This window comes from Flavobacterium aureirubrum, assembly GCF_038739835.1.
Classification (GTDB): Bacteria; Bacteroidota; Bacteroidia; order Flavobacteriales; family Flavobacteriaceae; genus Flavobacterium; species Flavobacterium aureirubrum.
In genome coordinates this window covers 63,110-87,308 of sequence record NZ_JBCGDO010000017.1, presented here as the reverse complement: position 1 = coordinate 87,308, position 24,199 = coordinate 63,110, and the positions used below count along the sequence as shown (strand labels likewise).

17 protein-coding genes are annotated in these 24,199 nt (G+C 33.2%); all 17 read right to left on the bottom strand.

Translation table 11 applies throughout. The features are described from left to right. Window positions 1-382: 382 nt before the first annotated feature. The 17 genes from WFZ85_RS12365 to WFZ85_RS12285 all read right to left on the bottom strand — a co-directional run bounded on the left by WFZ85_RS12365 (window position 383) and on the right by WFZ85_RS12285 (window position 24,185). Entirely contained in the window at window positions 383-3,673 is a 3,291-nt protein-coding gene (locus WFZ85_RS12365; protein ID WP_342696610.1) for a type ISP restriction/modification enzyme, read from the bottom strand. A gap of 209 nt (window positions 3,674-3,882) precedes the next feature. Beyond that, entirely contained in the window at window positions 3,883-4,536 is a 654-nt protein-coding gene (locus WFZ85_RS12360) for a hypothetical protein (RefSeq protein WP_342696609.1), read from the bottom strand. Between the two features lie 205 nt (window positions 4,537-4,741). Continuing rightward, entirely contained in the window at window positions 4,742-5,476 is a 735-nt protein-coding gene (locus tag WFZ85_RS12355; RefSeq protein WP_342696608.1) for an SHOCT domain-containing protein, read from the bottom strand. Window positions 5,477-5,535: 59 nt separating this feature from the next. After that, complete coding sequence (locus tag WFZ85_RS12350; protein ID WP_342696607.1) at window positions 5,536-6,543, bottom strand: AbiH family protein; 1,008 nt, start codon at window positions 6,541-6,543, stop codon at window positions 5,536-5,538. Window positions 6,544-6,797: 254 nt separating this feature from the next. Further along, window positions 6,798-7,334: a hypothetical protein gene (locus tag WFZ85_RS12345; protein WP_342696606.1), complete on the bottom strand. Its 537-nt coding sequence runs from the start codon at window positions 7,332-7,334 to the stop codon at window positions 6,798-6,800. A 1-nt stretch (window position 7,335) separates the two neighbouring features. Next, window positions 7,336-8,721, bottom strand: coding sequence for an AAA family ATPase (locus WFZ85_RS12340; RefSeq protein ID WP_342696605.1), 1,386 nt, complete (start codon window positions 8,719-8,721; stop codon window positions 7,336-7,338). 1,017 nt (window positions 8,722-9,738) lie between these two features. Beyond that, window positions 9,739-9,930, bottom strand: coding sequence for a hypothetical protein (locus WFZ85_RS12335; protein ID WP_342696604.1), 192 nt, complete (start codon window positions 9,928-9,930; stop codon window positions 9,739-9,741). Between the two features lie 151 nt (window positions 9,931-10,081). After that, window positions 10,082-11,140 carry a WD40/YVTN/BNR-like repeat-containing protein gene (locus WFZ85_RS12330; RefSeq protein ID WP_342696603.1) on the bottom strand — a complete coding sequence of 353 codons (1,059 nt, stop codon included), beginning with the start codon at window positions 11,138-11,140 and terminating at the stop codon, window positions 10,082-10,084. 101 nt (window positions 11,141-11,241) lie between these two features. Beyond that, complete coding sequence (locus WFZ85_RS12325) at window positions 11,242-12,102, bottom strand: helix-turn-helix domain-containing protein (RefSeq protein WP_342696602.1); 861 nt, start codon at window positions 12,100-12,102, stop codon at window positions 11,242-11,244. A gap of 120 nt (window positions 12,103-12,222) precedes the next feature. Further along, window positions 12,223-12,795, bottom strand: coding sequence for a Crp/Fnr family transcriptional regulator (locus WFZ85_RS12320; RefSeq protein WP_342696601.1), 573 nt, complete (start codon window positions 12,793-12,795; stop codon window positions 12,223-12,225). Between the two features lies 1 nt (window position 12,796). Beyond that, on the bottom strand, window positions 12,797-13,375 hold the full coding sequence (locus WFZ85_RS12315) for a Crp/Fnr family transcriptional regulator (RefSeq protein WP_342696600.1): 579 nt from the start codon (window positions 13,373-13,375) through the stop codon (window positions 12,797-12,799). 36 nt (window positions 13,376-13,411) lie between these two features. Continuing rightward, window positions 13,412-13,819: a cyclic nucleotide-binding domain-containing protein gene (locus WFZ85_RS12310; RefSeq protein WP_342696599.1), complete on the bottom strand. Its 408-nt coding sequence runs from the start codon at window positions 13,817-13,819 to the stop codon at window positions 13,412-13,414. A gap of 98 nt (window positions 13,820-13,917) precedes the next feature. Further along, window positions 13,918-16,302: a TonB-dependent receptor gene (locus WFZ85_RS12305; protein WP_342696598.1), complete on the bottom strand. Its 2,385-nt coding sequence runs from the start codon at window positions 16,300-16,302 to the stop codon at window positions 13,918-13,920. Window positions 16,303-16,597: 295 nt separating this feature from the next. After that, window positions 16,598-17,860, bottom strand: coding sequence for an aminotransferase class I/II-fold pyridoxal phosphate-dependent enzyme (locus WFZ85_RS12300; RefSeq protein ID WP_342696597.1), 1,263 nt, complete (start codon window positions 17,858-17,860; stop codon window positions 16,598-16,600). 123 nt (window positions 17,861-17,983) lie between these two features. Further along, window positions 17,984-20,365 (bottom strand): hybrid sensor histidine kinase/response regulator, encoded by a 2,382-nt coding sequence (locus tag WFZ85_RS12295; protein ID WP_342696596.1) that lies wholly within the window; start codon window positions 20,363-20,365, stop codon window positions 17,984-17,986. Window positions 20,366-20,565: 200 nt separating this feature from the next. Further along, on the bottom strand, window positions 20,566-23,190 hold the full coding sequence (locus WFZ85_RS12290) for a cation-translocating P-type ATPase (RefSeq protein ID WP_342696595.1): 2,625 nt from the start codon (window positions 23,188-23,190) through the stop codon (window positions 20,566-20,568). Then, window positions 23,187-24,185 carry a sodium:calcium antiporter gene (locus tag WFZ85_RS12285; RefSeq protein ID WP_342696594.1) on the bottom strand — a complete coding sequence of 333 codons (999 nt, stop codon included), beginning with the start codon at window positions 24,183-24,185 and terminating at the stop codon, window positions 23,187-23,189. The genes WFZ85_RS12290 and WFZ85_RS12285 overlap by 4 nt, the downstream gene beginning before the upstream one ends. Window positions 24,186-24,199: the final 14 nt, after the last annotated feature.

The window sequence follows — 24,199 nt, the reverse complement described above, 5'->3', positions numbered from 1 at the left end:
TTTTTTCTTGTTTTTGTGATTAGTGAGTGTGATTCTTCGTTCCTCAGATTGACAAAATAATGAATTTTTTTATTCATTGTTTGATTAGTGAGTGTGATTCTTCGTTCCTCAGAATGACAAAAGGAATGTCATGTTTTTTCTTGTTTTTTAATTAGTGAGTGTGATTCTTCGTTCCTCAGAATGACAAAGTAATGAATTCTCTCTTTTTGTCATGTTGACGCAGGAAACATCACACTTGCTATTCTCGTATTGTGTCATTAGTGAGTGTGATTCTTCGTTCCTCAGAATGACAAAGTAATGAATTTTTTTATTCATTGTTTGATTAGTGTGTGTGATTCTTCGTTCCTCAGAATGACAAAAGAATGAATTTTTTTTATTGTTTTCATAGTTCAATTGTATCAATCTCCTTCATTAATCTATCGGTTTCGGTTAGGGCTACAATTATTTTTTGGTAGTGGCGAATGTCTTCATAGCTTAGTTCTCTGTCTTTTCTGTCTTTGAGCCATTTTTGGGCGGGTTGATAACCGCCGATGTAGAAATTCCAGGCTACTAGTGGAACATTGGCGAAGTATTGGGTTTCGTTGATGAATACGTTGCCTGCTTCTCGATACGCTCCACTTTGTTCCGCACTCGAAGTGACGGCTACAAACTTTGGTTTGGTTACTACATTATCGCCATCTTCAGGGTATTGCGTAATAAGTTTATCGACTGCTTCGCTTTCTAGTAAATGGATTTGGCGGAGTTGAGCACCTAAACCTACAAGGTTTTTAAAACCTTGCAGGTTTTTTGGATAAGGAACTCGTGGGAAATCTATTTTTAAAAACTCTTTGTATTTTTCTCTATAACTTGGGGAATGCAACACGGCATAGATGTAGTCTAGAATATCTATGGGTGCAAATGCATTATTATTGTTTTGCTGAGTAGAAGTATCATCACACTCGGTTGGATTAGCGTTATGTGATTTCTCCTGCGTCGAAATGACAAAGGAGTCTTTAGTATCTGGTTTTTCGGGTGCAAAATACATACCCAAATCCGTAGCCATTTTGTTGACTATTTCCATGTTTAGATTTGGAGTGCGAACTACTTCGTTTAATAAACTGGTTTGAGTTGTGGTTTCGGGGTATAGGTAGAGTGGGAAAATTGCTGACTGAGTAGTTCTTTCACCACATTTAGTTTCCATGATATTTTTTGAAATAAAAAAATGGTCACAAGTTTCAGATTTATTACTTCTTGCAGTTACTAAACCTAAATTATCATTTTTAATAAATTGTTGCATAATTTTAGGTTGAGGACTAGAATAAAGACCACGAGAATTTCCAGTATACAATGTAAAACGTTTATCAAATGGTCTATATAATGTTTCAATATAATTGTCAGAATTTACAAAATTTAAGCCATCATTTTTAGCTGTTTTATAGGTCCAATCTCTTGCATCTTTTAATCTATTATATTTTATTCTCCAAAGATTTTCATCCATTAGAATTAAATCTTTAATTTTATTTATTTGTTCTTCTTTTGAAAATGAAATATTTAATCCATCATTTGCAGACACAAATCCCACTGAATTTTTTACAAATAATTTATTAACTTGGAAACCTTTAGTATAAATTTCAAATAAAATGTTATCAGAATTAATAAAAAATAAATATGGTTTTTCAGGTTTTATTTCTTTGAATTTTATTGATTTTAAATTACTATCATTAAGGAATTTATATTTAATTTCTCTTTTGCCATAAATTTCTGAATGAAAAATATTTGCTAATTCTTCACTTTTTTTATTTCCTGTTTTAACAAATAAATTAATTGAAACACCTTGTTGAATATCAAATACATTTTGGTCAGTTGAACCATCGGGTGAAGTTTCTTTTTTATTACTATTTCCGTGTAAATCAATTGTGTAAATTTTATCAAAACTTTGTAATAAATGCCAACGCATGCCTCTAAAAGTTGGATTGTCTAAAAAACCATGAGGATTGATAAAGGCTAAAATTCCACTTCCATTTTTATCAATAAAATGTTGTCCAAAACGCATGAATTTTACATAATCATCATTTAACCAATGTTTACGCTCTTTAAAATGTTCTCCATCAACATATTTATAATCTTCAATTAAATCTGAAATCCATTTGCCATTATTAGAAGAAATTCCACTATAAGGCGGATTTCCAATAACTACCATCACAGGTGCATCGCGTTTTATGGCGTTGGCTTGGTCGGCTTCGTCACTTAGCCACGAACTAAAAAGTGTTTGAGTATCAGGATGTGCTTCTTCGAGACTGTTGGTTAGGAAAATTCTAAACCGTTGGTCGTCGGTAGGTTTGTAGCCAGTTTCGGTGAGTAGCATGTCCATTTTTAGATGTGCCATGGCGTAGGAAGCCATTAATAACTCAAAACCATTTAATCTAGGTATTAAATCATTGGTTACATATTTGCTCCAAATGCCTTGTTGTCCTTCGAATTTTTTGTGGATGTGTTTTACTACTTCGGCTAGGAAAGTTCCTGTTCCGGTAGCTGGGTCGAGGATTTGGACTTTGTGTACTTCGATTTCGGTTTCTACTTCTTTTAGTTTGGCGTCTTTTCCTTTGGTTTGGGTAACGGCTTTTTTCTTGATTTTAATTTTGCTGGTATCGGCAAGTCCTTCTTTTAGATTGAATTCGGTTTTGAGAATATCGTCTACGGCGCGAACTATAAAATTCACTACGGGTTGTGGAGTGTACCAAACGCCACGGGCTTTTCTTAACGCTGGGTTGTATTCGCCTAGAAAGGTTTCGTAGAAGTGGACTACTGGATCTTCTTGTTTGGTGGAACGCCCAAAGTTTTTCATAATCATAGCTACATCACTGGCAAGGAAAATAGAAACTAGTTCTTCTACTATCCAAACTAAGCGGTTGTCTAAATCATAACCTGCAATGTCTTGAAACAGCTTTCGAAGGAAAGGATTACTTTTTGGGATGAGCGAAGCGGCTTCTTCTCTAGAAAATGTGGGTAACGTTGGGTCGTGATAGCGAGCGGCAAACATTCCGTAGGCAATGGTTTGGGCATAGATATCGGCAAAGGCTTTGTTGTCTATATCGTGTATCAACATTTGTTGAAAGGACAGCATTTGCGATTTTAGTTGGGAACGGTTTTGATTTTCATCGTCTTTGTTTAACGATTTTTCGATAACATCTGCCATCAGTTTGGCTTTTCCTGCCATCATCTGCGCTAGTTTTGTTGGCGATTTGATGGTTTGGGAAATGGTTTGTGCAAAGTTTATGATAAGACTTTCAAACTGGTTGAAGTTTTCGGGTATTGGGATTATTGCGTTGTTTTCAATTTTGGCAATGGCAATTTTGGTTATAAACTCGCCCTCTTTATAAAAATGAAAATCTAAATAGTCGGTAAAAATTAAGTTGGTTAAACCGGCTTTGTATCGGTCAAATTGTTCTTTGAGGGTTTTGCTGGCAAGGTCAACTCCAATGTCTTTGGCTTCGATATAGCCAATAGGCACGTCTTTTCTAGTCAATACATAATCGGGTGCGCCACAGTCCACTCTTGCGGGTTCGTTAGTAACCAATACGTCAGGCAGTATAGCCATGATAAGGTTTTGTAAATCGCCACGATAGGAGTGTTCGCGGGCGTTTCCTGTTTTGTAAAGCGTATCGATTTTGGCGATGTATTGGGCTAAGGTCATATAAGGATGTGATTACATTTTCAAACTTACCAAAAATAAATGATTTTGACAATGTAAAGTAAACGGGTGTGGGTTTTCTTTTGATTGAGGGTAGGAGTGGTGGGTTGGGTTGCCGCAAAGACAGGAAGTCGAAATGGGATTTGGGTGGGAGCGATTTTTTTGTTGCTACGAAGTGGGGAAAATTAGCAGAGCTGGACTTCTAATGGTGTTTATAAAATGCTTACAGTCGTAATTATTCCTTCCTGTATGTGAATATATCGCATAAAATCAAGCTTATACTTTCCATTTGGTGCTGGTTTTCCCTCTAGATAAACCTTTTGACCATAATCAAGATTAAGATATTTATCATGTGTTTGTTCGAATTTTAAAATACCCTTATTAGATTTATGACTCACTAAAACAATGTCCAGTGGAATGTTAATTTTCTGTTTTTCTGTTTCAACTTCAATAAATTTTTCTATTGGTGTTTCAAGATAAGACTTTTTTAAAAAGTCTAAAACTCTTTCTATTGAATTTAATTCGCCATCATATTTATTTTCATTAATTAAAAATGCATATTCCTCTTTGCTGTCGACTTTAAGTGCTAAAATATTTTTATCGAAAAAACCGTGCTTAAACAGATAACTTTCATCCTTTCTGTCTATTAATAAGGAGTTGTTCCCAAGATATTCCCACTTAGCTTTTTCAACTTTTCCATTTTGTGAAATAAGTAAATCGTTATTCGCCCTGAATATGTAGACATTTTTATTGTTACCTATGTCGTCAACTACGACCCAATGTTGGTTTGTTAATAAGGCTAAGTCATCAAGTTTCTTTGAAAATTGTTTTAGTTTTGGAATTAAATCTGAGATAAAAGTCTTCATTATTTAACGGTTTTTTCTACTTCATGTGTTTGGTTGTCACTGTCGTCAGAATGTAAAGAAATTTCCACAATTACTTCATCAAATATAGTAAATAATTGTAAGTGAAAAAAACCACATAAATTTTGCAGTTATTTTTCATTTGAAACCACACGAAGGTATTTGGGTGGTAGCGGTGGGATTCGCTCGCCAGAAATGATCGTTATTATTAAATGTTATCTTTTATTTTTTCACATAAAATAGTTTTATAATTTACAGATATTTTTAAATTATTATTTTCAATGTTTAAGACTAAAATACTTATGCTTGAATCTTTTAAATTTATGGTGATTCTTTTATTTTTATTAAGCCATGAACCGCATGCTACTTTAATATTGTTTGTTTTATAAACAAAATAACCAGTTAACCAAAATTCAAAAGTTTCATTTTCAAACCTCCAAACACCAATTATTTTTTTAGAGCTCATTGCTAATGTTTCTATTTTACTTTCTACAAAAAATAAGTTTGTTTTTTCAATTTTATCATCAAACTCTTCAATTGTTATAATTCCACTATCAAGTAAACTTTTTAACTGTCTGTATTCTATAGAATTTTTTATATCTAATTCTTTTTTTTGGTTTTCAATTTTGTCAACTTTAGAGTTAAACTCATCATCTGTAATTATACCTTTCTCTTTTAATTCTATTAGATTATTTTTTGCTGAATCAAGATTTTGTTTATTTTCTATGTTTTGTCTTATTGTTTTTGCTTCAGTTGTATTTTCGGCTTGATATTTATTTATTGCTAAAACTAATAAAATTGAAATCCATTGTAATGGCGGAAAGATTATACAACAAACTAATCCAATTTTTTGAACTTTTGTAAAACTATTAGAATTCCATACATATAAAGATGTGCCTGTAGCTAAACCAACTAAAATTCCTACTGCAATATTATCATTCATATTTTTTCAATATTTTTTTTAAATCAATTTAATATGAATTCTAAAGAAATTATTTCAATTTATTTTTTCTCTCCAGTTTTAGTTTTCAAAATATTATTAAAAATATTTCTTCCAACACCAACAAAAATTTTTGACTTAGCGTCAATTTTTTCTTCCTCGGTAAGATTTGAAAATGCTAATAGACGATTTGTAAAAGCAGTTCCTTTTCTTCTATTCCGATTGGAAAGATTTTGGTTTACCAATACTTTTTCATCAGCTCTTGTAAAAATAATAACTCGAATATTTTCTTTAAGTCGTTCACCAATTAATTCCCACCAAATTTTGTCTGTTTGTCCAATTGAAGAACCATAAATACAAATTATTTCTGCCTTATTGATTAGATTTTTAAAATCTCTATCGAATTTATGATTAATAGCTTTATTGCATTCTGGTTTTAAAAGTTCTTCAACAACATCTATATCATCATGGAATGCATTATTCTCGATTTGTTTAATGTCGTTAACACCAAGAACCATATCCTTATCTAAGTATCCGTGTATATGGATTATTTTTTTCAATGTTATTGGTCTGTTACTACGGTTATTACCTAGTATGTTGTTAGGGATATTTTCTAAAAGTTTGTCTAAAGAATAAGTGTAATTGAATGTTACGATGTTTGTTATCCATTCTTCGGTATGTCTATTGCTTCGAAAATCACGAATGTCTTCAAAACTACCAGTTTCTAAATATTTTTCAGGATAACTTAGGTATTCACATAGCTTATTTCTATCATAATGATTAAAATCAAACCTTTCAAATTCTTTTTTTAAATAATCTGCTAAAACTCGTTTTATGTCTTCAGTAATAATATCAACTTCGTCTTTAGAGGACAAATTTCTGGTATCCTGACCAATTGCGGTTTCCAAACAAGACCAACTTTCATAGTTGTCTTTTATCCTTTCCTTCAATCCCATTATTACATCATTATCATTTTTTGATTTTATATATTCTGGATAAAAATCTGAATATTGGGTTTTCATTCCTAGATTCATATCAAAACCATTGCCTATAATAAACAGTATATTCATAATTTCAATTTGTCATTTTTGTCTTTATGCAAATGTTCCGTTAAATGTCTGTTAACGTCAGACTGTAAAAAAACCTCCACATCCGAGCGATAGCTAACAGTCGAGGTAATCTCTTTTTCAAATATACTAAAATACTTATAAGAAAACCAGCCTGTAAGTTAGCATAATTGTTATTTTTTTATTTGAAACCATGTGAAGGGATTTGGGTGATAGCGGGGCTGGTGGGTAGGAATTGCAAATCTGTGCGAGCGGGGTTAATAACTTAAATATTCGTTTAAGATAAATATTTCAGGATGTTGATGGTCAATAACTCCTGAATTGTGAATTAGTAAGCCTTTTTTTAGTGTTGATTTTTTTGATTGCGACTCACTAATGCGAATTTTTCTATAATGTAAATTAGCATCAGTAAATTCAAATTCATTATTTAATCTTTTAATAGTGGCTATAATATAATTTGTAAAACATTCACCTGCTTCTAATTGTTTTTTTGCAGAATCTAAACCTTTTTTTAATTCTATTAAAAATATAAAAAGATGGTTACCATCTTCTACGAACATAACGTAATCACACATTTTTTTAAGGTTGTCGATACCAGTTGCCTTAAAATATGGAAAGATAGAGTCCTGTGCGTCGAATTTATATAAAGTGTAATTAAGACCTGCTTTCGCCACAATTTTTCTTCGCATTTCAAATCGAATTCCTTTATTATCTATATCTGCTTCAATAAGAAAATTATTTCCATCGAGATATCTTTCGTGAAGAATTTCATTTATTGCACCTAATCTACTCATGCTATTCTAATTTACCATATCTCATTGTGTAATACAAATCGTTAGTCAGTTCATTCTGCAGTTTAATTTCGTCATCTATTGAAGGAATTTCAAAACCATATTCACTAATTTTTACACTATTAACATCAGCTTGAGATTTTGATTTATAATGGAAGTAATGCACATCAATACAAGATTTATCAATATATTCATCATCCTTAAACTGATGTTTTTCTTTTATAGAGATTAAATTTTTGTCGTTAGATGATAACATAATTAAATTATTAATTTCTCTTAATATATAATCACTGTGCGTACTAATAATGAGGTTAAGCCCTTTGTTCATAAGCCTAGCAAGTATTCGCGTCAATTTGATTTGATTATCAGGATGCAAATTTAATTCGGGTTCATCTATGATAACTAAATCATTTTTTTGTGCAGTATGTTTCAAATAAATTATGAGCCCTGCTAATGTTTTTACAATAGAAGAACTTTGATGAAAAGATAAAGTTCTACTTTTTGAAGTTTTGTTACTTAAAAATTCCACATTTCCTTCCTTACCAATAATAACTTTACCGTCTAACAATTCTTTCTCAATTTCAATTGCAAAATCATAATAAGTACTATTAGTTTTCTTAATGGTTTCAAGATCATCCGCAACTTTTAAACAATCTCTAATTGGTTGTGGATATCTGTTTGAAGCATTCAAAAACAGTTCAAAAGGGTTGACATCTTTATTAGAGGAGAGCTGCTTAATTAAATCATATCGCTCATTATTCTTTATTGACAATTCTTTATTGAAAGTAAAGATTGAATTTCTCTCAACGGGGAAAATCGTTGAGGACATAACAGGATAATAAATTAGTTTTGAGTATAAAATGGATAAAAACACCAAGTCAAAGTATCTGACAAAAGATTCATTTTTAATTATATCTTCTTCCAATATTACTTTGATGACATTTTCTTTTTCCTTAATTATGGTAAAAGTATAATCGTGAAATTTTAGTTTATCATTTAGTTTGATTTTATGAATTCTTAAAATAAACTCTTCCTTAGTTTCTGTCAAATCTATTTCTGTTTTTAAGAAGAAATCGTTAGATTTACTTTCGGGTATCGAAAAAAGTTTCCATAAATTAGGTTTTATTTTGTTGCTTTCCTTTGCCTTAAAGTCGTACATTTGATCAAGATCGAGTGGAATTTCTACAACATTACTTTCTAGTAACAGATCTATTAATTTTTTATCAAGCTTTATTCCGAAACTTTTATTTCCCAATGATGTAATAGAATAAAGTATATAAGCCATATATGTTTTTCCTGTGCTATTTCTCCCACAGAAAACATTTAACCTTTTATTTAAGTCGATTGTAGCGCTTTTAACTGCGCCTAAATTTTTTATATTAACTTTCATCCTCTTTTTTTTTCAAAGATATGTTTTATTTTCAATTTTAATCGAGCGTCTCAAAATCTTGCACAAAACTCGTATATACCCAAAACAAGTTTAGCATTTACTTCCTAAAAAATACTGATAGCCAAAACTTTTTTCTAAATATACTTTTTCCCAAATCTAAAAAATAAACCCTACAAATCAAAGCAAACTACTGCTGTTGTTGCTTTTAATTCCTTGCCATTGACAGTCTCACTCTTTTAATAGTGTTTCTTTCGTTTTATTTTTCACAAACCTAAAACAAAAAAAATGTTCCATTTTACGGTTTCCCGTAAAGAGGCTATTTTTTTTATTAATTATAATAGTAGGGTAGTTATGCTGAGTAAAGTGCCTTTGTATAAAGGGCTAATCTATAGCGGCAGCCAGCATGGTGCGCAATGGAAGCGGGTGTAGAAAAAATCGCCAAACCCTTTACTATGCATAAAATCAAAAGATTACGGATTTTTGAGTTATTAACTCGATAGTACGGTTTTCCGTAAAGTACTATTTTAGTTTATGGGAAAGATGTAAAAGTACAGCAAGGGATTATGGCGTTTATAGAAAATGCTGTGTGGTCTTTAGAGAAAAAACGGTCGAGCGTCGGAAAAAAGAGTCGGTCGTCGGAAAAAAGAGTCGAGCGTCGGAAAAAAGAGTCGGGCGTCGGAAAAAAGAGTCGAGCGTCGGAAAAAACGGGTGGGCGTCGGAAAAAAGAGTCGAGCGTCGGAAAGCTATCTCTACGGTCTTGGAAGCTATCTCTACGGTCTTGGAGTAGGCAACTAGAGCAAACTTTGGTACAGAAACAAAAAAAGTGCCCCGTTTTGTTTACTAAAAAACAATAAGCCACAAAAAGGTCGTAAAAGTGTTTGAAACCACCAACAAGCGTGTTCGCTGGTGCGCATCTGGTAATTTTTAGTAAAAGAGTAAAAACGACAATTACCCTAACCAAATAGGGCAGTAGATAAAGTCATCCCGCAATAAATAATTAGTTTTATCATTACAGTTTTACATTTTGTGACTAATTCCAACAACAAATAGTACCATCAATAGCAGTAAATGAACAATCAACCAAGCTCTTTGCCAAAGCGGTCTATTATTCCATTTCCTATTTTGGTCAAAAGGGTCGAAAATTAATGCAATTCCCAACGATGACGCGCCATCGAGATAATCCTCTTTGATTACAACACGATAAACCATCAGGAAAACAAACAAAGCATACAATAGGCTAAACAGGGCTAAAATTTTTAGATTCTTCCATGAGTAAACAATACATTTAATTACTACTACTAGTACTGATCTTTCTTAATTATTTTATTATCAAAAGTGCAATTGCCTGCTAGAGTTGGAGTTACTTCTTTTGTAACTTATAAACGTTTACACCAATCGCATAACCATAAACTGCCTCTTTTGCTGTAGCGTAAATTCTAATTTTATTACAAGCTCTACCCAAATCAATTTTAGTCCATGTTTTTCCACCATCAAGGGTTTCATACCCGCTATTCATGGTGCCCACAAAACCATGATTTTCGTCTAAAAATCCTATACCAAATTCGCGTGCAGCAGCATCTTCCACTAAATTTATTTCTACCCACGAGTTGCCACCATCTGTGGTTTTTGCAATTCGTTGTTGTTTCACATTGGGGTCAGGATTATAGGACTGAATGGTAACATAACCCACTTTCTCGGTAGGGAAAGAAACCTTCCAAGTAGTTTCAAAAGGTCTATTGGATTGGTACACTTTTTTCCAAGTTTTGCCACCATCTGTAGTTTTTAAAAGCAACGCATTGGATTGTGAAATATCTTCACTAGTTGCGGCACAGGCGATTCCGCTGTTTTTGTCAAACATTTTAATGTCAAACAACATTTTGCAATCTTCATTCAAGCTTTGCGATGTCCATGTTACACCACCATCATGGGAAACTATCATATTGGCCGGACTTCCTACTCTTCCCACAGCATAGATATGGTGTTTGTAATCAATTTTTCCGTGATTGATATATTGTTCTTTGACCACATCTATCGCACAAAGTCCTTTTACATAAGGTCCTTTGTAGGAAACAGGGTTCCAACTTTTACCACCATCTTTTGTACCATATAGCGGAATAGTATCGCTAACATTAGGAAAATAATCAGTACCTACCGTACCTACAAAACCCACATTTTTGTCAAGAAATGCAATGGTTCTAAAAAAAGAACCTTTTTGTTCTAGTTGTTTTTCCCATGTTTTGCCGCCATCGGTAGTGTGAAAAATTTTTCCATAACCATTAACATACCAACCTGTATTTTCATCTACAAAAGTAATGTCGTCTTGCTTGCCAGGATAGGGTTCCGTTTCTAGTTTGTTCCAAGAAAATTCTTGAGCAAATGATAGGTTTACTAGAAAATATAAGAATAATACATATTTCATTTTAAGATAATTTGATTAGCATATTAATGTTGTTATTTTTTTTCAATATTTAACCACTACAAATCTAATAACCGATATGGATTAAAAATTATCAAAAATTGCTAATTTTTGCATTTCATATTTTTAGGAGGAATGCCAAATTCATTCTTAAATGCTTTAGAGAAATTGGCAGGATTTGAAAATCCAGTGATGTAAGTACAATCAATTATTTCTGTTCCTTCGAGTAATAATGCTTTTGCTAAATGTAATCGCTTTTGACTAATGTATTGATAAGGAGTAACATTAAACATTTTCTTGAATAATCGAATAAAATGGTATTGTGAAATTTTTGCTTCAAGTGCAATGGTATCTAAGTTAATTTTATCTAAATAATGAGTATCCATGAAGTTTTTAGCATCGTAAATAAAATCCAAAAGTTTGCCGTTGGTTTCTTCTTTAATTGCCTTTAAGCTCTGAAAATGGGTGAAGATGTACTCTTGATCTTTTACAATACATTCGGCTAAAGAATAAAAAATATCATTTGTAAAAAAGGTTTTTTCGGTATTGTTTTCTTCAACCTTTTGCGCTATTTGATTTATAGCATATCCTAGATTGGTGCTGGCGGCATTATATTTTTTTGACATCCATTCTTGTTCAAAAATAAATTTTTTGAAGGTTTGATTTTTTGAAAATGAAAAGTCAATAATTTCTTCAATTTTTGATTTTGCAATGTCAATACAGATACCTTTAACAGGCTCTTTGCTATCAATTATTATTGATGCCTCTATACTTTTATTTCCTACTACATATTCGCCTGACGAAACACTATATTTTTTATTGTTTAACTGATATAGTTCTTTACCAGAAAGAACATATTTAGCAGAGAAATTATTGAATTCAATTTTGTTTTCATAGTTAAAAACACTTGAAACTCTTATTTCATTTCCACTATTGTCTGATGCAATTGCCTTGTTAATTAACATAACTTTTTTTTCAAATAAGTTTTAACTATTGTGTAAATGTTACACTTTAAATACAAAACTTTTATAGCTATATCAAGATATTGATCTTGAATTATTTTTTTAACTTCTACTGCGGTATGATTAGCGTTCTTTACTCTTTCTTCTTATCCTGCTTAGAGTTTCGGGCTTTACTCCAATGGAAGAAGCTATATATTGCAATGGAATTTGGTCAATTATTTGAGGATTTTCAGCAATCAAGTTATTGTATCTTTTTGTTTGAGAATCCAAAATAAATGAGAGCTCTCTTTTTTTTCCATTGATATAAATGTGTTCATATAGCTTTAAAAATAATCTTCTAATATTTGGTCTCGCTTCCGACAAATTTTCAATTTCTCTGAAATTGGCTTTATAACAATCACAATCCGTTAATGCTTGAATATTGAAAAAAGTAGGTGTTAATTTTCGAATTGAAAACAATTCGGCATATATAGTAGGACTAAATAAAAATTTAGTTGTAAACTCTTCGCCATCTTTCAAATGGTATACTCTAAAAGTTCCCTTATTAAAAAAATACAAATCTTTAACATAGGTTCCTGAAGCAAGAACATGATCCATTTTCTTAACGCTCATCGGTTCAAACAAATCTTTCAAATCAGTCATTTCTTTTTCTGTTAAAGCGGCAAAATGCGTGGTAAATGCTTTAAAATTCTCCATGTTATAGTTCTTTAAAAATGCGTGCTTTAATTCTACTTAAAGTTTCAGGTTTGATACCCAAATAGGATGCAATATAACGTTGCGGTATTTCAGCTATTACTTTTGGTCGTTCAGCAAAAAGTTTCATATATCGTTCTTGGGGTGTATCAAAAATAAATGAATGCTGTCGAGCCATACCAAAAAGATATAAATGTTCCAGAAATTTAAAGAACACCGACTCAATTGTTGGATATCGATCAATCAACGTATCTAATTCGGAAAAATTAGCTATCATCCCAGTACAATTTTTTAGTGCTTGAACATTCATTTTGGTTGGAACAGTACCTCTCACAGCTAGTAAATCGGTAACTATTGTTGGACCAAAATAAAAATGAGTAGTTATTTCTTCATTTTCTTTATTATAATATCCTCGCATAACACCCTCATTAATATAAAATATACTTGATACCATTTCACTTTCAATAAACAAATGATCTAGTTTATTGATAGATAGCGGTTTAAATATCCCTATGAAAGCCTCTAACTCTTCATCGCTTAATTTCTCAAATCGCGATAAAAAAAATCTAATATTATCCAACATGCACTTACATTTAATAATTTATGACAGTGTCATTTTTTAATTGAACATATAATCATCCTTAAAAATCATTTTAAAAAAAAGGTTGTGTTTTTCTGATTTTGCGTTTAGCTTTTTAATGTCTTCGAATTTAGCGATAAATACATCAGATTTTTTTACTGTTACAAAATTTCTATTAGTTTCTTTTTTGGTAATTATAGCATTTAAATCGGAAAAAAAGATAGGACTAAAGTAAAATTTAACATGATGCATTTTATTGTTATTTTCAATGTATGATTTTAATACACCATTATCTAAAAAGTACAAATTGACTATATCCTGATTTTTTGCTATGATAAATTCATTTTGGTTAATTGTCAATGGTTCAAATAAATGTGCCAGAGTAAACAACTCTTCGGTAGTGAATTTCACATACTTTCTTGTAAACTGTTCTAAATTATGAAGCATAAAATTAGTTTAAAGATTTAAAAAAATTAGAGTTTGCAACGCTTTTGTTACTTACAAACTCTAAATCAAACAAAATGAAATATAAAACGAACTAACTGTTAAAATTGAAATCTGTAACCAAAGTCGGGTTGAAATCCTATTTGGTCAATTTGATTTACTTGCTGTGTTACTCTATTAAAATCTCTTGAAAACACATTGCTATTATCAGTAATATTTTGTAAATCAATATAGAATTGGTGCGAACTCTTTTTCTTTTTACTATTGAATTTAAAGCCAAATTTCAAATCCAATCGCAAATAAGGATCATATTGTTCGCTAAAAGCATTGGCTTCATCTCTTATCTCGAAGCCAGCTGCTTGTGATGCTGCTAAATCTACAGGTGTATAATATCTTCCACCGGCAGTAGTAAATTTAGTATTGATACTAAATATATTCTTTTTGGCTTTACCTATTTTGAATTCTTTTCCTGCCAACGCATTGATTACATATCCATTATTAAAAGGGGAATTTCTTTCAATACCATCACTACCCGTATATTTACTTTCAAAAAGCGAAGTGGTGAAAAGTAAATTATAGCCTTTACTAAAGAATTTTTCCAAAGTAAATTCTACACCTTGATTAAAACCTGTACCGGTGCTCACTAAAGAATTTTTGTCGACAGTAAATCCAAAACTTGCACCTTCGGTTAATGAAGAGTAACCTGATGGTGTTTTTTCAACCGCTGCTTTGTCAATATCTTGATAATACACCTCAACTTTAGCTCTCCATTTGTCGGCGAAACGCAAATCATAGCCTATAACATAATGTGCACTTCTAGTCATATCTAAGTTTCTATTGCTTTGAACTAGGTTTCCATTTATGTTTTCATTTAAGAATAAAAGTGGCGCTGTTACATTTTGATGGTGCAAACCATAACCAATATTCACAGCACTTTTGTTGTTAATGGCATAGGTTAATGCAGTTCTTGGTTCGAAAACAAATTCATCATTCAAAGAAAAATATTGTCCATGTAAACCAGCATTAAACGTTAATTTCTCGGTCAAACGAAATTGGCCTGTGGCATAAGGTTGTATAATGGAATACGAACCATCATTATCAATCAAATTCACAAAATCGGGTTGACCATCGCCATCATTATCGTTTTGTCTATCTCTATCTGTCAATTTGTTTTCTAATGAGAAATTTTCGAATAGCAAACCACTTCTAAATGTTATTTTCTTAGAAATTTTAGAGTTGAAAAGTGTAGAAAACGTTATTCTATCTTCGGTATTATCTACTTCAGTAAACCGAAGTTTAAACTCTGTAGGAGTATCTAAATTAAAATAACGGTCTTCCTCATAAGTGTTGCCCGATGTAGAAGCGCTGATTACGGTTTTTAAATACGATTTTGTGCCAATGTCAATAGTATGTTTCAATCCAACAACACCAAAATTTGACGTTACAAAGGCGTCTTCATCTCGAGTGGCAAATAAATCATCGCTCGATAATTCTACATCATCACCAATCAAATCTATATTAGAATTTCCTAAAATCCCAAAAACCGAAAAGTTACCCATTTTTCCTTTTCCAAAATCTAGATTAAAGGAAATGTCATTATAGTTTGGTTGTGCAGCTGTTCCAGCTAAGCCTAATGCGCCAACAATTCCATAGCGCCCAGCTACTAAAAACGAACCTCCTTTTTTACCCATCGGACCTTCCGCCATAAACTCGGCACCCGGAAATGCAGCAATACCAACAGCGTATTCGTATTCTTTATTGTTTCCTTTTCGCAAACCTAAATCAAAAACTCCTCCTATAGCATTACCATATTCAGCAGGAAAAGCAGAAGTTATAAAATCAGAATTGGCTAATAAATTTGGATTCAATGCTGAAACTGGACTACCAGTAGTTCCTAAAGTGGCAAAATGATTAGGACTTGGAATAGGAATTCCTTCTAATCGCCAAAGTAATCCAGTTGGGGAGTTTCCTCTAACAACAATATCATTCCTACTATCATCGGCAGTTGAAACACCGGCAAAATTGGATGCTAATCGCGCTACATCACTTCGTCCTCCTGCATAACGGTTTACTTCTTCGGGAGAAAATTGACGGACAGATACTGCGGCTAATTTATTGATGGATTTTGCTTTGTTATTACCATCACTAACAATAACGACCTCTTCTAAGGTGTTGAATTTTTCAATTAATGAAACTGAAATGATAACATCTTTTCCGCTAGTCACATCAATATCTGGTACTGTTGAACTTTCATACCCCATAAAACTTACTCTGATGGTTTGCCGTCCTAGTGGTACATTTAACAATTCAAAATTTCCTTTTTCGTCTGTGATGTTATTTATACTTGGGTTTCCCAATAATTCAATAGTTGCACCAGGAATAGTTTTTTCGGATTGTTTATCTGTAATCGTTCCTCTAATTACTCCTGTTTGTGCAAAAGAAATTAAACTTGATAGCGATAAGAATAAAATAAATAGTTTTTTCATTTGTCTTGTTAATTAATTTTCCACAAAATTATAGTGGAACTATCTATCCAAAATTGACCAAAGTCAATAAAACAAATTTTAAAAGATAATGGCAATGTGTTGCAGACCAGTTTTATAATAAAACACTAGTTTGCGAAGTGTAGTGAAGTTAAGTTTTGGGATTTTTGTTAAAAAAAGCTACTTCAACATTATTGTATTGTCAAGAAGAATTGTCAGGCGCACGAAATAGAATAAAACCAATAAAAAAACCATCCCAATAGTATCGAGATGGCTTTTAAGATAGAGTATTCGAAGATTACGCGTCGAGGTCGACAGTAGTAGCTTCGGCTATTTTTTTATAAGTACCATTTTCAAGTTTTTCTCTAATGGCTTCAAAAGCAGTGAGTGTTTCTTCGACATCGGCTAGAGTGTGCGACGCCGTAGGTATCATTCGCAATAAAATAATTCCTTTTGGAATAACAGGGTAAATAACGATGGAAAGGAAGATGCCGTAGTTTTCTCTTAAATCATTCACCATCACCATCGCTTCAGGTACGGTTCCTTCTAAATAAACCGGGGTTACGCAGGTATTGGTGTCGCCAATGTTAAAGTTTCGGGCTTTTAATCCGTTTTGTAACGCGTTTACATTTTCCCATAATTTATCTTTTAAGCCTGGATTGTCTCGTAATAATTGCAATCTTTTTAGCGCGCCAACGGTTTGAATCATAGGTAACGCTTTGGCAAACATTTGAGAGCGTAAATTGTATTTCAAATAATCGATTACATCTTGATTGGCAGCAATAAAGGCACCGATACTCGCCATTGATTTAGCAAACGTTGAAAAATAGACATCAATTTGGTCTTGTACGCCTTGTTCTTCGCCTGCACCAGCTCCAGTTTTTCCTAGTGTTCCAAAACCGTGCGCATCGTCAACCAATAGTCGGAAATTGTACTTTTTTTTCAAGGCTACGACTTCTTTCAGTTTGCCCTGTTGCCCACGCATTCCAAAAACACCTTCGGTAATGAATAGAATGCCACCACCAGTTTCAGTTGCCATTTTTGTGGCACGTTGCAGGTTTTTTTCCATGCTTTCAATGTCATTGTGCTTATAGGTAAATCGTTTACCACTGTGCAAGCGAACGCCATCGATAATACAAGCGTGTGCATCTACATCATACACGATGATATCATTTCGAGTAACCAGCGCATCTATAGTAGACATAATGCCTTGGTAACCAAAGTTGAGCAAATAGGCTGCTTCTTTATGAACGAAAGCTGCCAATTCGTTTTCTAGTTGTTCGTGAACATTGGTATGACCGCTCATCATTCGTGCGCCCATTGGATACGCTGCGCCATATTGTAGGGCAGCATCAGCATCGGCTTTGCGCACTTCGGGGTGATTGGCTAAGCCCAAATAATCATTGATTGACCAGTTCAATATTTCTTTGCCGTGAAACTGCATTCTTGGTCCAAGTTCGCCTTCTAGTTTTGGGAATACATAATATCCTTCGGCTTGTGATGCCCATTTTCCTAACGGACCTTTATTGTTTTGTATTCTTTCGAATAAATCTTTTACCATTTTAATTACTTTTTAAAACTCTGCAAAAGTAATCATAAATAAAATTACTCTTGGTGAATCAAAATATAAAATTTTTGATTTTTTACAACGACATCCATGGTCGGAAAAAGGAGTTAGTATGTTTTATACTACTGCTTTGATTGCTTTAAAAAGGTCTTCTTTATTAATGGGTTTAGATAAATATTTATTCATGCCCACTTCTATTACTCTTTCTTTGGTGCTTTCCATGACATCAGCAGTCACGGCGATAATGGGAATATTTTTGTTTTTTTCGCCAGCTTCACCTTTTCTGATGACGATGGTGGCTTCATAGCCGTCCATAATCGGCATTTGCAAATCCATCAAAATAATATCGTAGTGATTTTCTTTTAGTTGATTGACGCCTTCTTCGCCGTTATTGGCAAATTCGACGGTGGTATTTAGCCATTTTTTGGTAATCATTTTAATAACCATTTGGTTCATTGCATTGTCTTCGACAACTAATATTCTTTTTCCTTGTAAGTCAAATTCTTCTTTTGTTTCGGCTGCTATCAGCAAGGCTTTGTCATTTACAATTTCGTAGTCAAGCTCAATGGTACAAACGGTTCCCAGACCAATCTGACTTTGAATGTCTACTTTGCCATTTTGCAGTTGTACTAATGATTTTACTATAAAAAGTCCTAGTCCTAAGCCGCCAAATTTTCTCTTGTCGTTGATGCTTTCTTGGGTAAAAGAATCGAATATACTATTTATTTTTTCTTTTGGTATGCCAACACCCGTATCATTTATGGTAAATAGGATTTTAGTTTTATGAGCGTCAGCCGTTTTTGCCTCGACCTTAAATTGGATACTTCCTTCGTATGTAAACTTCACGGCATTGCTCAGCACATTGTGTACAATTTGGCTAAGTCTAACCACGTCGCCTTTTATAACGGATGGTATAAATTCGCCTTTTTGAAAAGTAAATTCTATTCCTTTATCAGTAGCTTGACGCTTAAAATTGTTGCTGATATTTTCAACAGTTTTTATTAAATCAAAGTCGGTTACTTCGAGTTTAATTTCATTTTTTTCAATTTTGGAAAAGTCTAAAATATCGTTAACGGAACTCAGTAGGCTATAGGTTGAGTATTTTATAATTTGACTGTTGTTTACAATTTGCTCGTCTTTGGTACTGGTAGCAATGGTTTTTGCAGTGTTTAGAATTGCATTTAACGGTGTTCTTAATTCGTGGCTGATGTTAGAAAGAAAATACGACTTCAGTTCGTTCATTTCTTCCGATTTTTGAAGTGCTATGGTCTGGAGTTCTTGTTTTTCATTTTTTAATTGCCTAATTAAGTTTGCCATGGAAAGCGACAGAAATATTACTTCTATTCCTGTTCCTATTTTTGAGCCGTTTTCTGTCCAGAAATTAAAGGGAAGGATGCTAAAATTCTTGAGTATGAACACTACAAACCCGCAAATTAAAAACAAAATACCAATCGAAAAAAACTTATCAATTCGATTCGTTTTATTATACACTGATATTTGTAAAGCAATGATTAATAGTAACAAAATGAGACCTAAACCATTGGCCAATGGATAAGCATATTCCAAAGCATTTGGCACTACAAACAGCGACACTAGTAGTAATCCATCTAAAACATAAAGGATGTAAAAAGCTTTATTGATAACCGTATTATGGTCTATTATTTTTAGAAAGACTTGTGCATAGCGTCCCAGAAAAAAATTAGCTACACAGGCAAAAATAGCCACTGCATGCAACGAAAACCATCCCGCATTTGGGGTAATGAATTTATAGAAATAACCATCAACTGAGAATTGTAATAAGCCAATAAAAACTACATACATACTATAGTAGAAAAAGGTAGTATCTCTCAACCCAAAGAAGAAAAATAAGTACAAAATGGCGGCAATAATCAAAATTCCATAGAAAAAACCGAAAACAAATTGTTCAAAAGCACTTTCTTCTAATAAACTCTCCGCTCTATGCAATACTAAGGGCATTGAGAGCATTTCGCCATCGCTTTTTATATGAAGGTAAAATTGTTGTATTTCGTGGGGTTTCAAACTAATTTTGAAGATAGTTTTTCGTACATCGATATTTCTTTTATGGTAAGGAATAGCGTCGCCACTACTCAGTTTTGAAATTGTTTTGTCTGCTTTTATTATATATAAATCAGCTATATCAGTAATCGGTCGTGCAGTTTCAAAATAAAATAATTGTTCTATGTTGGTTTCATTTTTTAGCTTAAATTTTAACCAAATGTTACTTGCTGTAAATCCAAAATCGAAATTTTCATTGGGGATGTATTTGAATTTACTCGCAGGAATTTGTTGTACTTCGCTTAAAGTGAGCTCTTTGTTTTTTACATCAATAAACTCAGTATATTGATGTATTGAACTTTTTTTTGAAATGTTATCGTCTTTGATTATAAATTGTGCATTTGTTTTGGTAAAAGATAATAAAATGAGGCACAGTAGTAAACAAGTTTTACTATTTGAATAAGTCATATAAATAGTATTCATGCAGCAGGTGTTTGTTGTATTTACGTTTAAAATTTATCGATAGCTGGGTGGACAATTTAGGTGATTTTTTTTGTACTAAAAAATATCACATGCTAAAATGTAAGGCAAGCACATTTTTTTGCACTGGGCAGCAGTAGATAGAATGAACGTTTATCTGCTGAGTAGCAGACTGTCATTTGATGTAAAGTTTGATTTTAATTTTACAGGTAATTTCGGCCTGCATCATGAACAATTAAGGCTTGACTTCCACCTTGTGGTTTACTATTTCTTCGTTTACTCCATTTCTCAATTTCTACCGCCCAAAATACGATACTTGATAAGCTCAAACATATCAATAGTTCTACTGCCGAAAGTGCTTGTGTTCTGAAAATATCTTGTAAAAATGGTACATAAATAACTGCGATTTGTAAACCAAGTGTCAAAAAGACAGCACCTAATAATTGCTTATTGCCAAAAACACCTTGATTAAAAAGTGACTTCCATTCGCTACGAATAGCCATAGCATGCCCCATCTGAGATATACTTAAAACAGTGAATACCATGGTCATCCATTTCTCATTTCCGGCATGAATTGCCCAACCTTGTGTGCCAATGCAAATAGCGCCCATCAGCAATCCTACCCAGAGAATATGAACGCCTACACCGCCACTGAAAATACTTTCATCTGTTTTGCGTGGTGGTCGTTGTAAAATATCTTCTTCGGCTTGCTCTGAAGCAAAAGCAAGTCCGGGCAGACCGTCTGTTACCAAATTTATCCACAGAATATGAATGGGTAACAGTGGAATAGGTAAACCAATAAGCGGCGCTAAGAAAATAGTCCATACCTCACCACTGTTACTGGTCATGGTATACTTTATGAATTTGCGGATATTGTCAAAAATTCTGCGACCTTCTCGCACAGCTTTTATAATTGTGGCAAAATTATCATCTAACAAAATCATGTGTGCTGCTTCTTTAGAAACATCTGTGCCGGTGATGCCCATGGCAATACCAATGTTGGCTCGTTTTAATGCTGGTGCATCATTCACTCCATCGCCAGTCATTGCGACAAAGTGATTTTTCTTTTGTAGTGCTTTTACAATATTTAGTTTTTGTTCGGGTGATACACGGGCGTATACTTTGATGTATTCGATTTCTTTCTCAAATTCTTCTTCTGTAAAAGTAGCAAGTTCCAGACCTGTAATGACTCTATCGGTTTTGTGTCTTAAAATTTTTGTTTCTGTGGCAATAGCTTTTGCAGTAATAGGATGGTCACCTGTAATCATAACTGGGGTAATACCCGCAGTATGACAATCATCTATTGCTTGTATAACTTCCTCTCTTGGCGGATCAATCATTGCCACCAATCCAATGAATTTGAGATTATTTTCAATGGTTTCAATGGAAATACTGTTGGGTAAGGTATCAATATATTTTATAGCATATCCTAAAACTCGTTTTCCTTGCTGGGCAAAATTTTCGATAGCTTTATTTATTTCCTCTGAATTTACCTCATCGCATTTACTAACTATTGTTTCTACTGCGCCTTTGGTGACAATAAGCCATTTTCCTTTTAAGTGGTAAATGGTTGTCATGCATTTGCGCACGGAATCGAAGGGCAATTCGTGTTGGCGTTTAAAATCAGTCAACCATTTTTGGTCGTAGTTTTTATTTTTTCTGGTATACTCCACTAAAGCCACTTCGGTTGGGTCACCTTTTAGTATTTTATCTTCGACTTCGATGACATCGTGGTTGAGTTCCATGGCTAGCAATAACAATTCCTCTCCAGAGAAGGTTTCAATCTTTACCTCTTTTGGTGCAATCCAAGCGTCCATCACTGTCATTTTATTTTGGGTGATGGTTCCTGTTTTGTCAGAACAGATGTAGGTAACAGAACCTAATGTTTCAACGGCAGGTAATTTTCGGATGAGTGCATTTTTGCTTACCATTCGTTTTGCTCCCAAAGCTAGAGCAATAGTAATAACTGCTGGAAGTGCTTCAGGAATGGCTGCTACTGCGACCGATATTGCTGTAAGTAACATTTTTATTGGGTCTTCGCCACGAAGCAAACCTGCACCGTAAATAATGAGGCAAATAAAAACTACAACAAAAGATAATTTTTTTCCAAAATCAGCTAATCGTTTTTGAAGAGGTGTTTTAGTTTCATCTTCTTGTAGCAATTGCGCTATGCGACCAATTTCGGTATCCATTCCCGTTGCCACGACGATACCTTCGCCACGTCCGTAAGTTACAATAGTTGTCTTGTAAGCCATATTAAATCGGTCGCCTAGTGGGGAATTTTCAACTGTGATTTCAGTTGTGTTTTTTTCAACTGCGTTTGACTCGCCTGTTAGTGCTGCTTCTTCTACTTTTAAAGAATACGTTTCTGTTAAGCGAATATCGGCAGGAACTGACATTCCTGCTTCTAAAATTATGATATCACCAGGCACTAATTCAGACGCGGCAATCTGAACAATAGTTCCTCCTCTTCGCACTGTGGCATTAAATGCCGACATTTTTTTCAATGCCTCCATTGCTTTTTCGGCACGATATTCTTGTATAAATCCAATTATGGCATTGAGTACCACAATAACTAAAATGACGATAGTGTCCTTCACATCGCCAACAGCAAAAGAAATGATGGCTGCAAGTAGAAGAATAAGGACCATTACATCCTTGAACTGATGCAATAGCAAAACAAAGACTGATACTTTCTTTTTTTCTTTTAATTCATTTTTTCCGTAGCGTGCTATACGTTCTTCAGCTTCCGCTGTGTGAAGCCCTTTTGAATTTGTATCAAGAAGTTCTAGGATTTCTGAAATTGGTAATAAGTGGTAGTTCATCATTGCAGTTGGTATAAAATGACCATATTAAAAACATACATAATTACAATCAGCAATGTATCCCATGCCAGTAAAAACGGCTTCGATTTAGAGCGATAAGTAAGCCCTATAATTGCAATTGCTGTCATGGTAATAATGGAAAATACAGAAATAATATTACTTTCTGAAGCATCAACTAAAATGTGCCCTTTACGGTAAAAAAGATTATCAATTGCCAAAATGAAAATATTGAACAAATTGCTACCTAATAAATTACCTACTGCCATATCGGTAGCTCCAATTTTAATGGCTGCAATTGAAACTGCTATTTCTGGTAGCGATGTTGAAGCAGCTAATAGTAGAGTTCCTATAAATGATTTTTGAAGGCCTGTTTGATTTGAAATTTGTTCTGCAAAATAAGGAAGTAGCAATGCGGCGCCGATAACAACTAACGCATTAATAGTATACCAAAATACAACTTTTTTAAGCGCTTTTTTACTTTGTAGTACCGCTTTTTCTAGAGGAATATTCGCTAAAGGATGCTCTTTATCGTACTGATAAACCAACTTGATTGATACCAAATAAATAATGATAAAAACGATACTGCTAATTCCAATCCAATCAATGATTTTATAATCGTAAGGTAAATAGAGACCAATACCTACAAAAGAGAATAAAACAATACCTAATGCGCCAGCTAGCACATGGCTTGGTGATGCGACAGAAAACAAATGTGTTTTTTTAGAAAAAACATCAAGCAGCGATAATATAGCTAAATTAAATACGCAACTTCCTAAAATATCACCTACTGCAAAATCAGCAGATTCTATGATACTTGCAGAACTAATACCAACAAACAACTCTGGTAAACTAGTTATAGAAGCCATCATAATTAAACCAAACCATGCCTTACTCATACCCGTTATTTCGGCTAATTGGTCACCGTAATGGGCCAACTTAGTACCACTAAAAAAGATTATAGCTGCACATAAAAAAAAGCCAAGTAGTGTTACAATCATTAGTAAAATAGTTT

Excerpts from the sequence above, each read along its gene's own strand:
- WFZ85_RS12295 (WP_342696596.1), bottom strand. The coding sequence starts at position 20,365 with ATGAATACTATTTATATGACTTATTCAAATAGTAAAACTTGTTTACTA.
- WFZ85_RS12330 (WP_342696603.1), bottom strand. The coding sequence starts at position 11,140 with ATGAAATATGTATTATTCTTATATTTTCTAGTAAACCTATCATTTGCT.
- WFZ85_RS12305 (WP_342696598.1), bottom strand. The coding sequence starts at position 16,302 with ATGAAAAAACTATTTATTTTATTCTTATCGCTATCAAGTTTAATTTCT.
- WFZ85_RS12355 (WP_342696608.1), bottom strand. The coding sequence starts at position 5,476 with ATGAATGATAATATTGCAGTAGGAATTTTAGTTGGTTTAGCTACAGGC.
- WFZ85_RS12300 (WP_342696597.1), bottom strand. The coding sequence starts at position 17,860 with ATGGTAAAAGATTTATTCGAAAGAATACAAAACAATAAAGGTCCGTTA.
- WFZ85_RS12340 (WP_342696605.1), bottom strand. The coding sequence starts at position 8,721 with ATGAAAGTTAATATAAAAAATTTAGGCGCAGTTAAAAGCGCTACAATC.
- WFZ85_RS12360 (WP_342696609.1), bottom strand. The coding sequence starts at position 4,536 with ATGAAGACTTTTATCTCAGATTTAATTCCAAAACTAAAACAATTTTCA.
- WFZ85_RS12320 (WP_342696601.1), bottom strand. The coding sequence starts at position 12,795 with ATGGAGAATTTTAAAGCATTTACCACGCATTTTGCCGCTTTAACAGAA.
- WFZ85_RS12290 (WP_342696595.1), bottom strand. The coding sequence starts at position 23,190 with ATGATGAACTACCACTTATTACCAATTTCAGAAATCCTAGAACTTCTT.
- WFZ85_RS12345 (WP_342696606.1), bottom strand. The coding sequence starts at position 7,334 with ATGAGTAGATTAGGTGCAATAAATGAAATTCTTCACGAAAGATATCTC.
- WFZ85_RS12335 (WP_342696604.1), bottom strand. The coding sequence starts at position 9,930 with ATGGTTTATCGTGTTGTAATCAAAGAGGATTATCTCGATGGCGCGTCA.
- WFZ85_RS12310 (WP_342696599.1), bottom strand. The coding sequence starts at position 13,819 with ATGCTTCATAATTTAGAACAGTTTACAAGAAAGTATGTGAAATTCACT.
- WFZ85_RS12350 (WP_342696607.1), bottom strand. The coding sequence starts at position 6,543 with ATGAATATACTGTTTATTATAGGCAATGGTTTTGATATGAATCTAGGA.
- WFZ85_RS12325 (WP_342696602.1), bottom strand. The coding sequence starts at position 12,102 with ATGTTAATTAACAAGGCAATTGCATCAGACAATAGTGGAAATGAAATA.
- WFZ85_RS12285 (WP_342696594.1), bottom strand. The coding sequence starts at position 24,185 with ATGATTGTAACACTACTTGGCTTTTTTTTATGTGCAGCTATAATCTTT.
- WFZ85_RS12315 (WP_342696600.1), bottom strand. The coding sequence starts at position 13,375 with ATGTTGGATAATATTAGATTTTTTTTATCGCGATTTGAGAAATTAAGC.
- WFZ85_RS12365 (WP_342696610.1), bottom strand. The coding sequence starts at position 3,673 with ATGACCTTAGCCCAATACATCGCCAAAATCGATACGCTTTACAAAACA.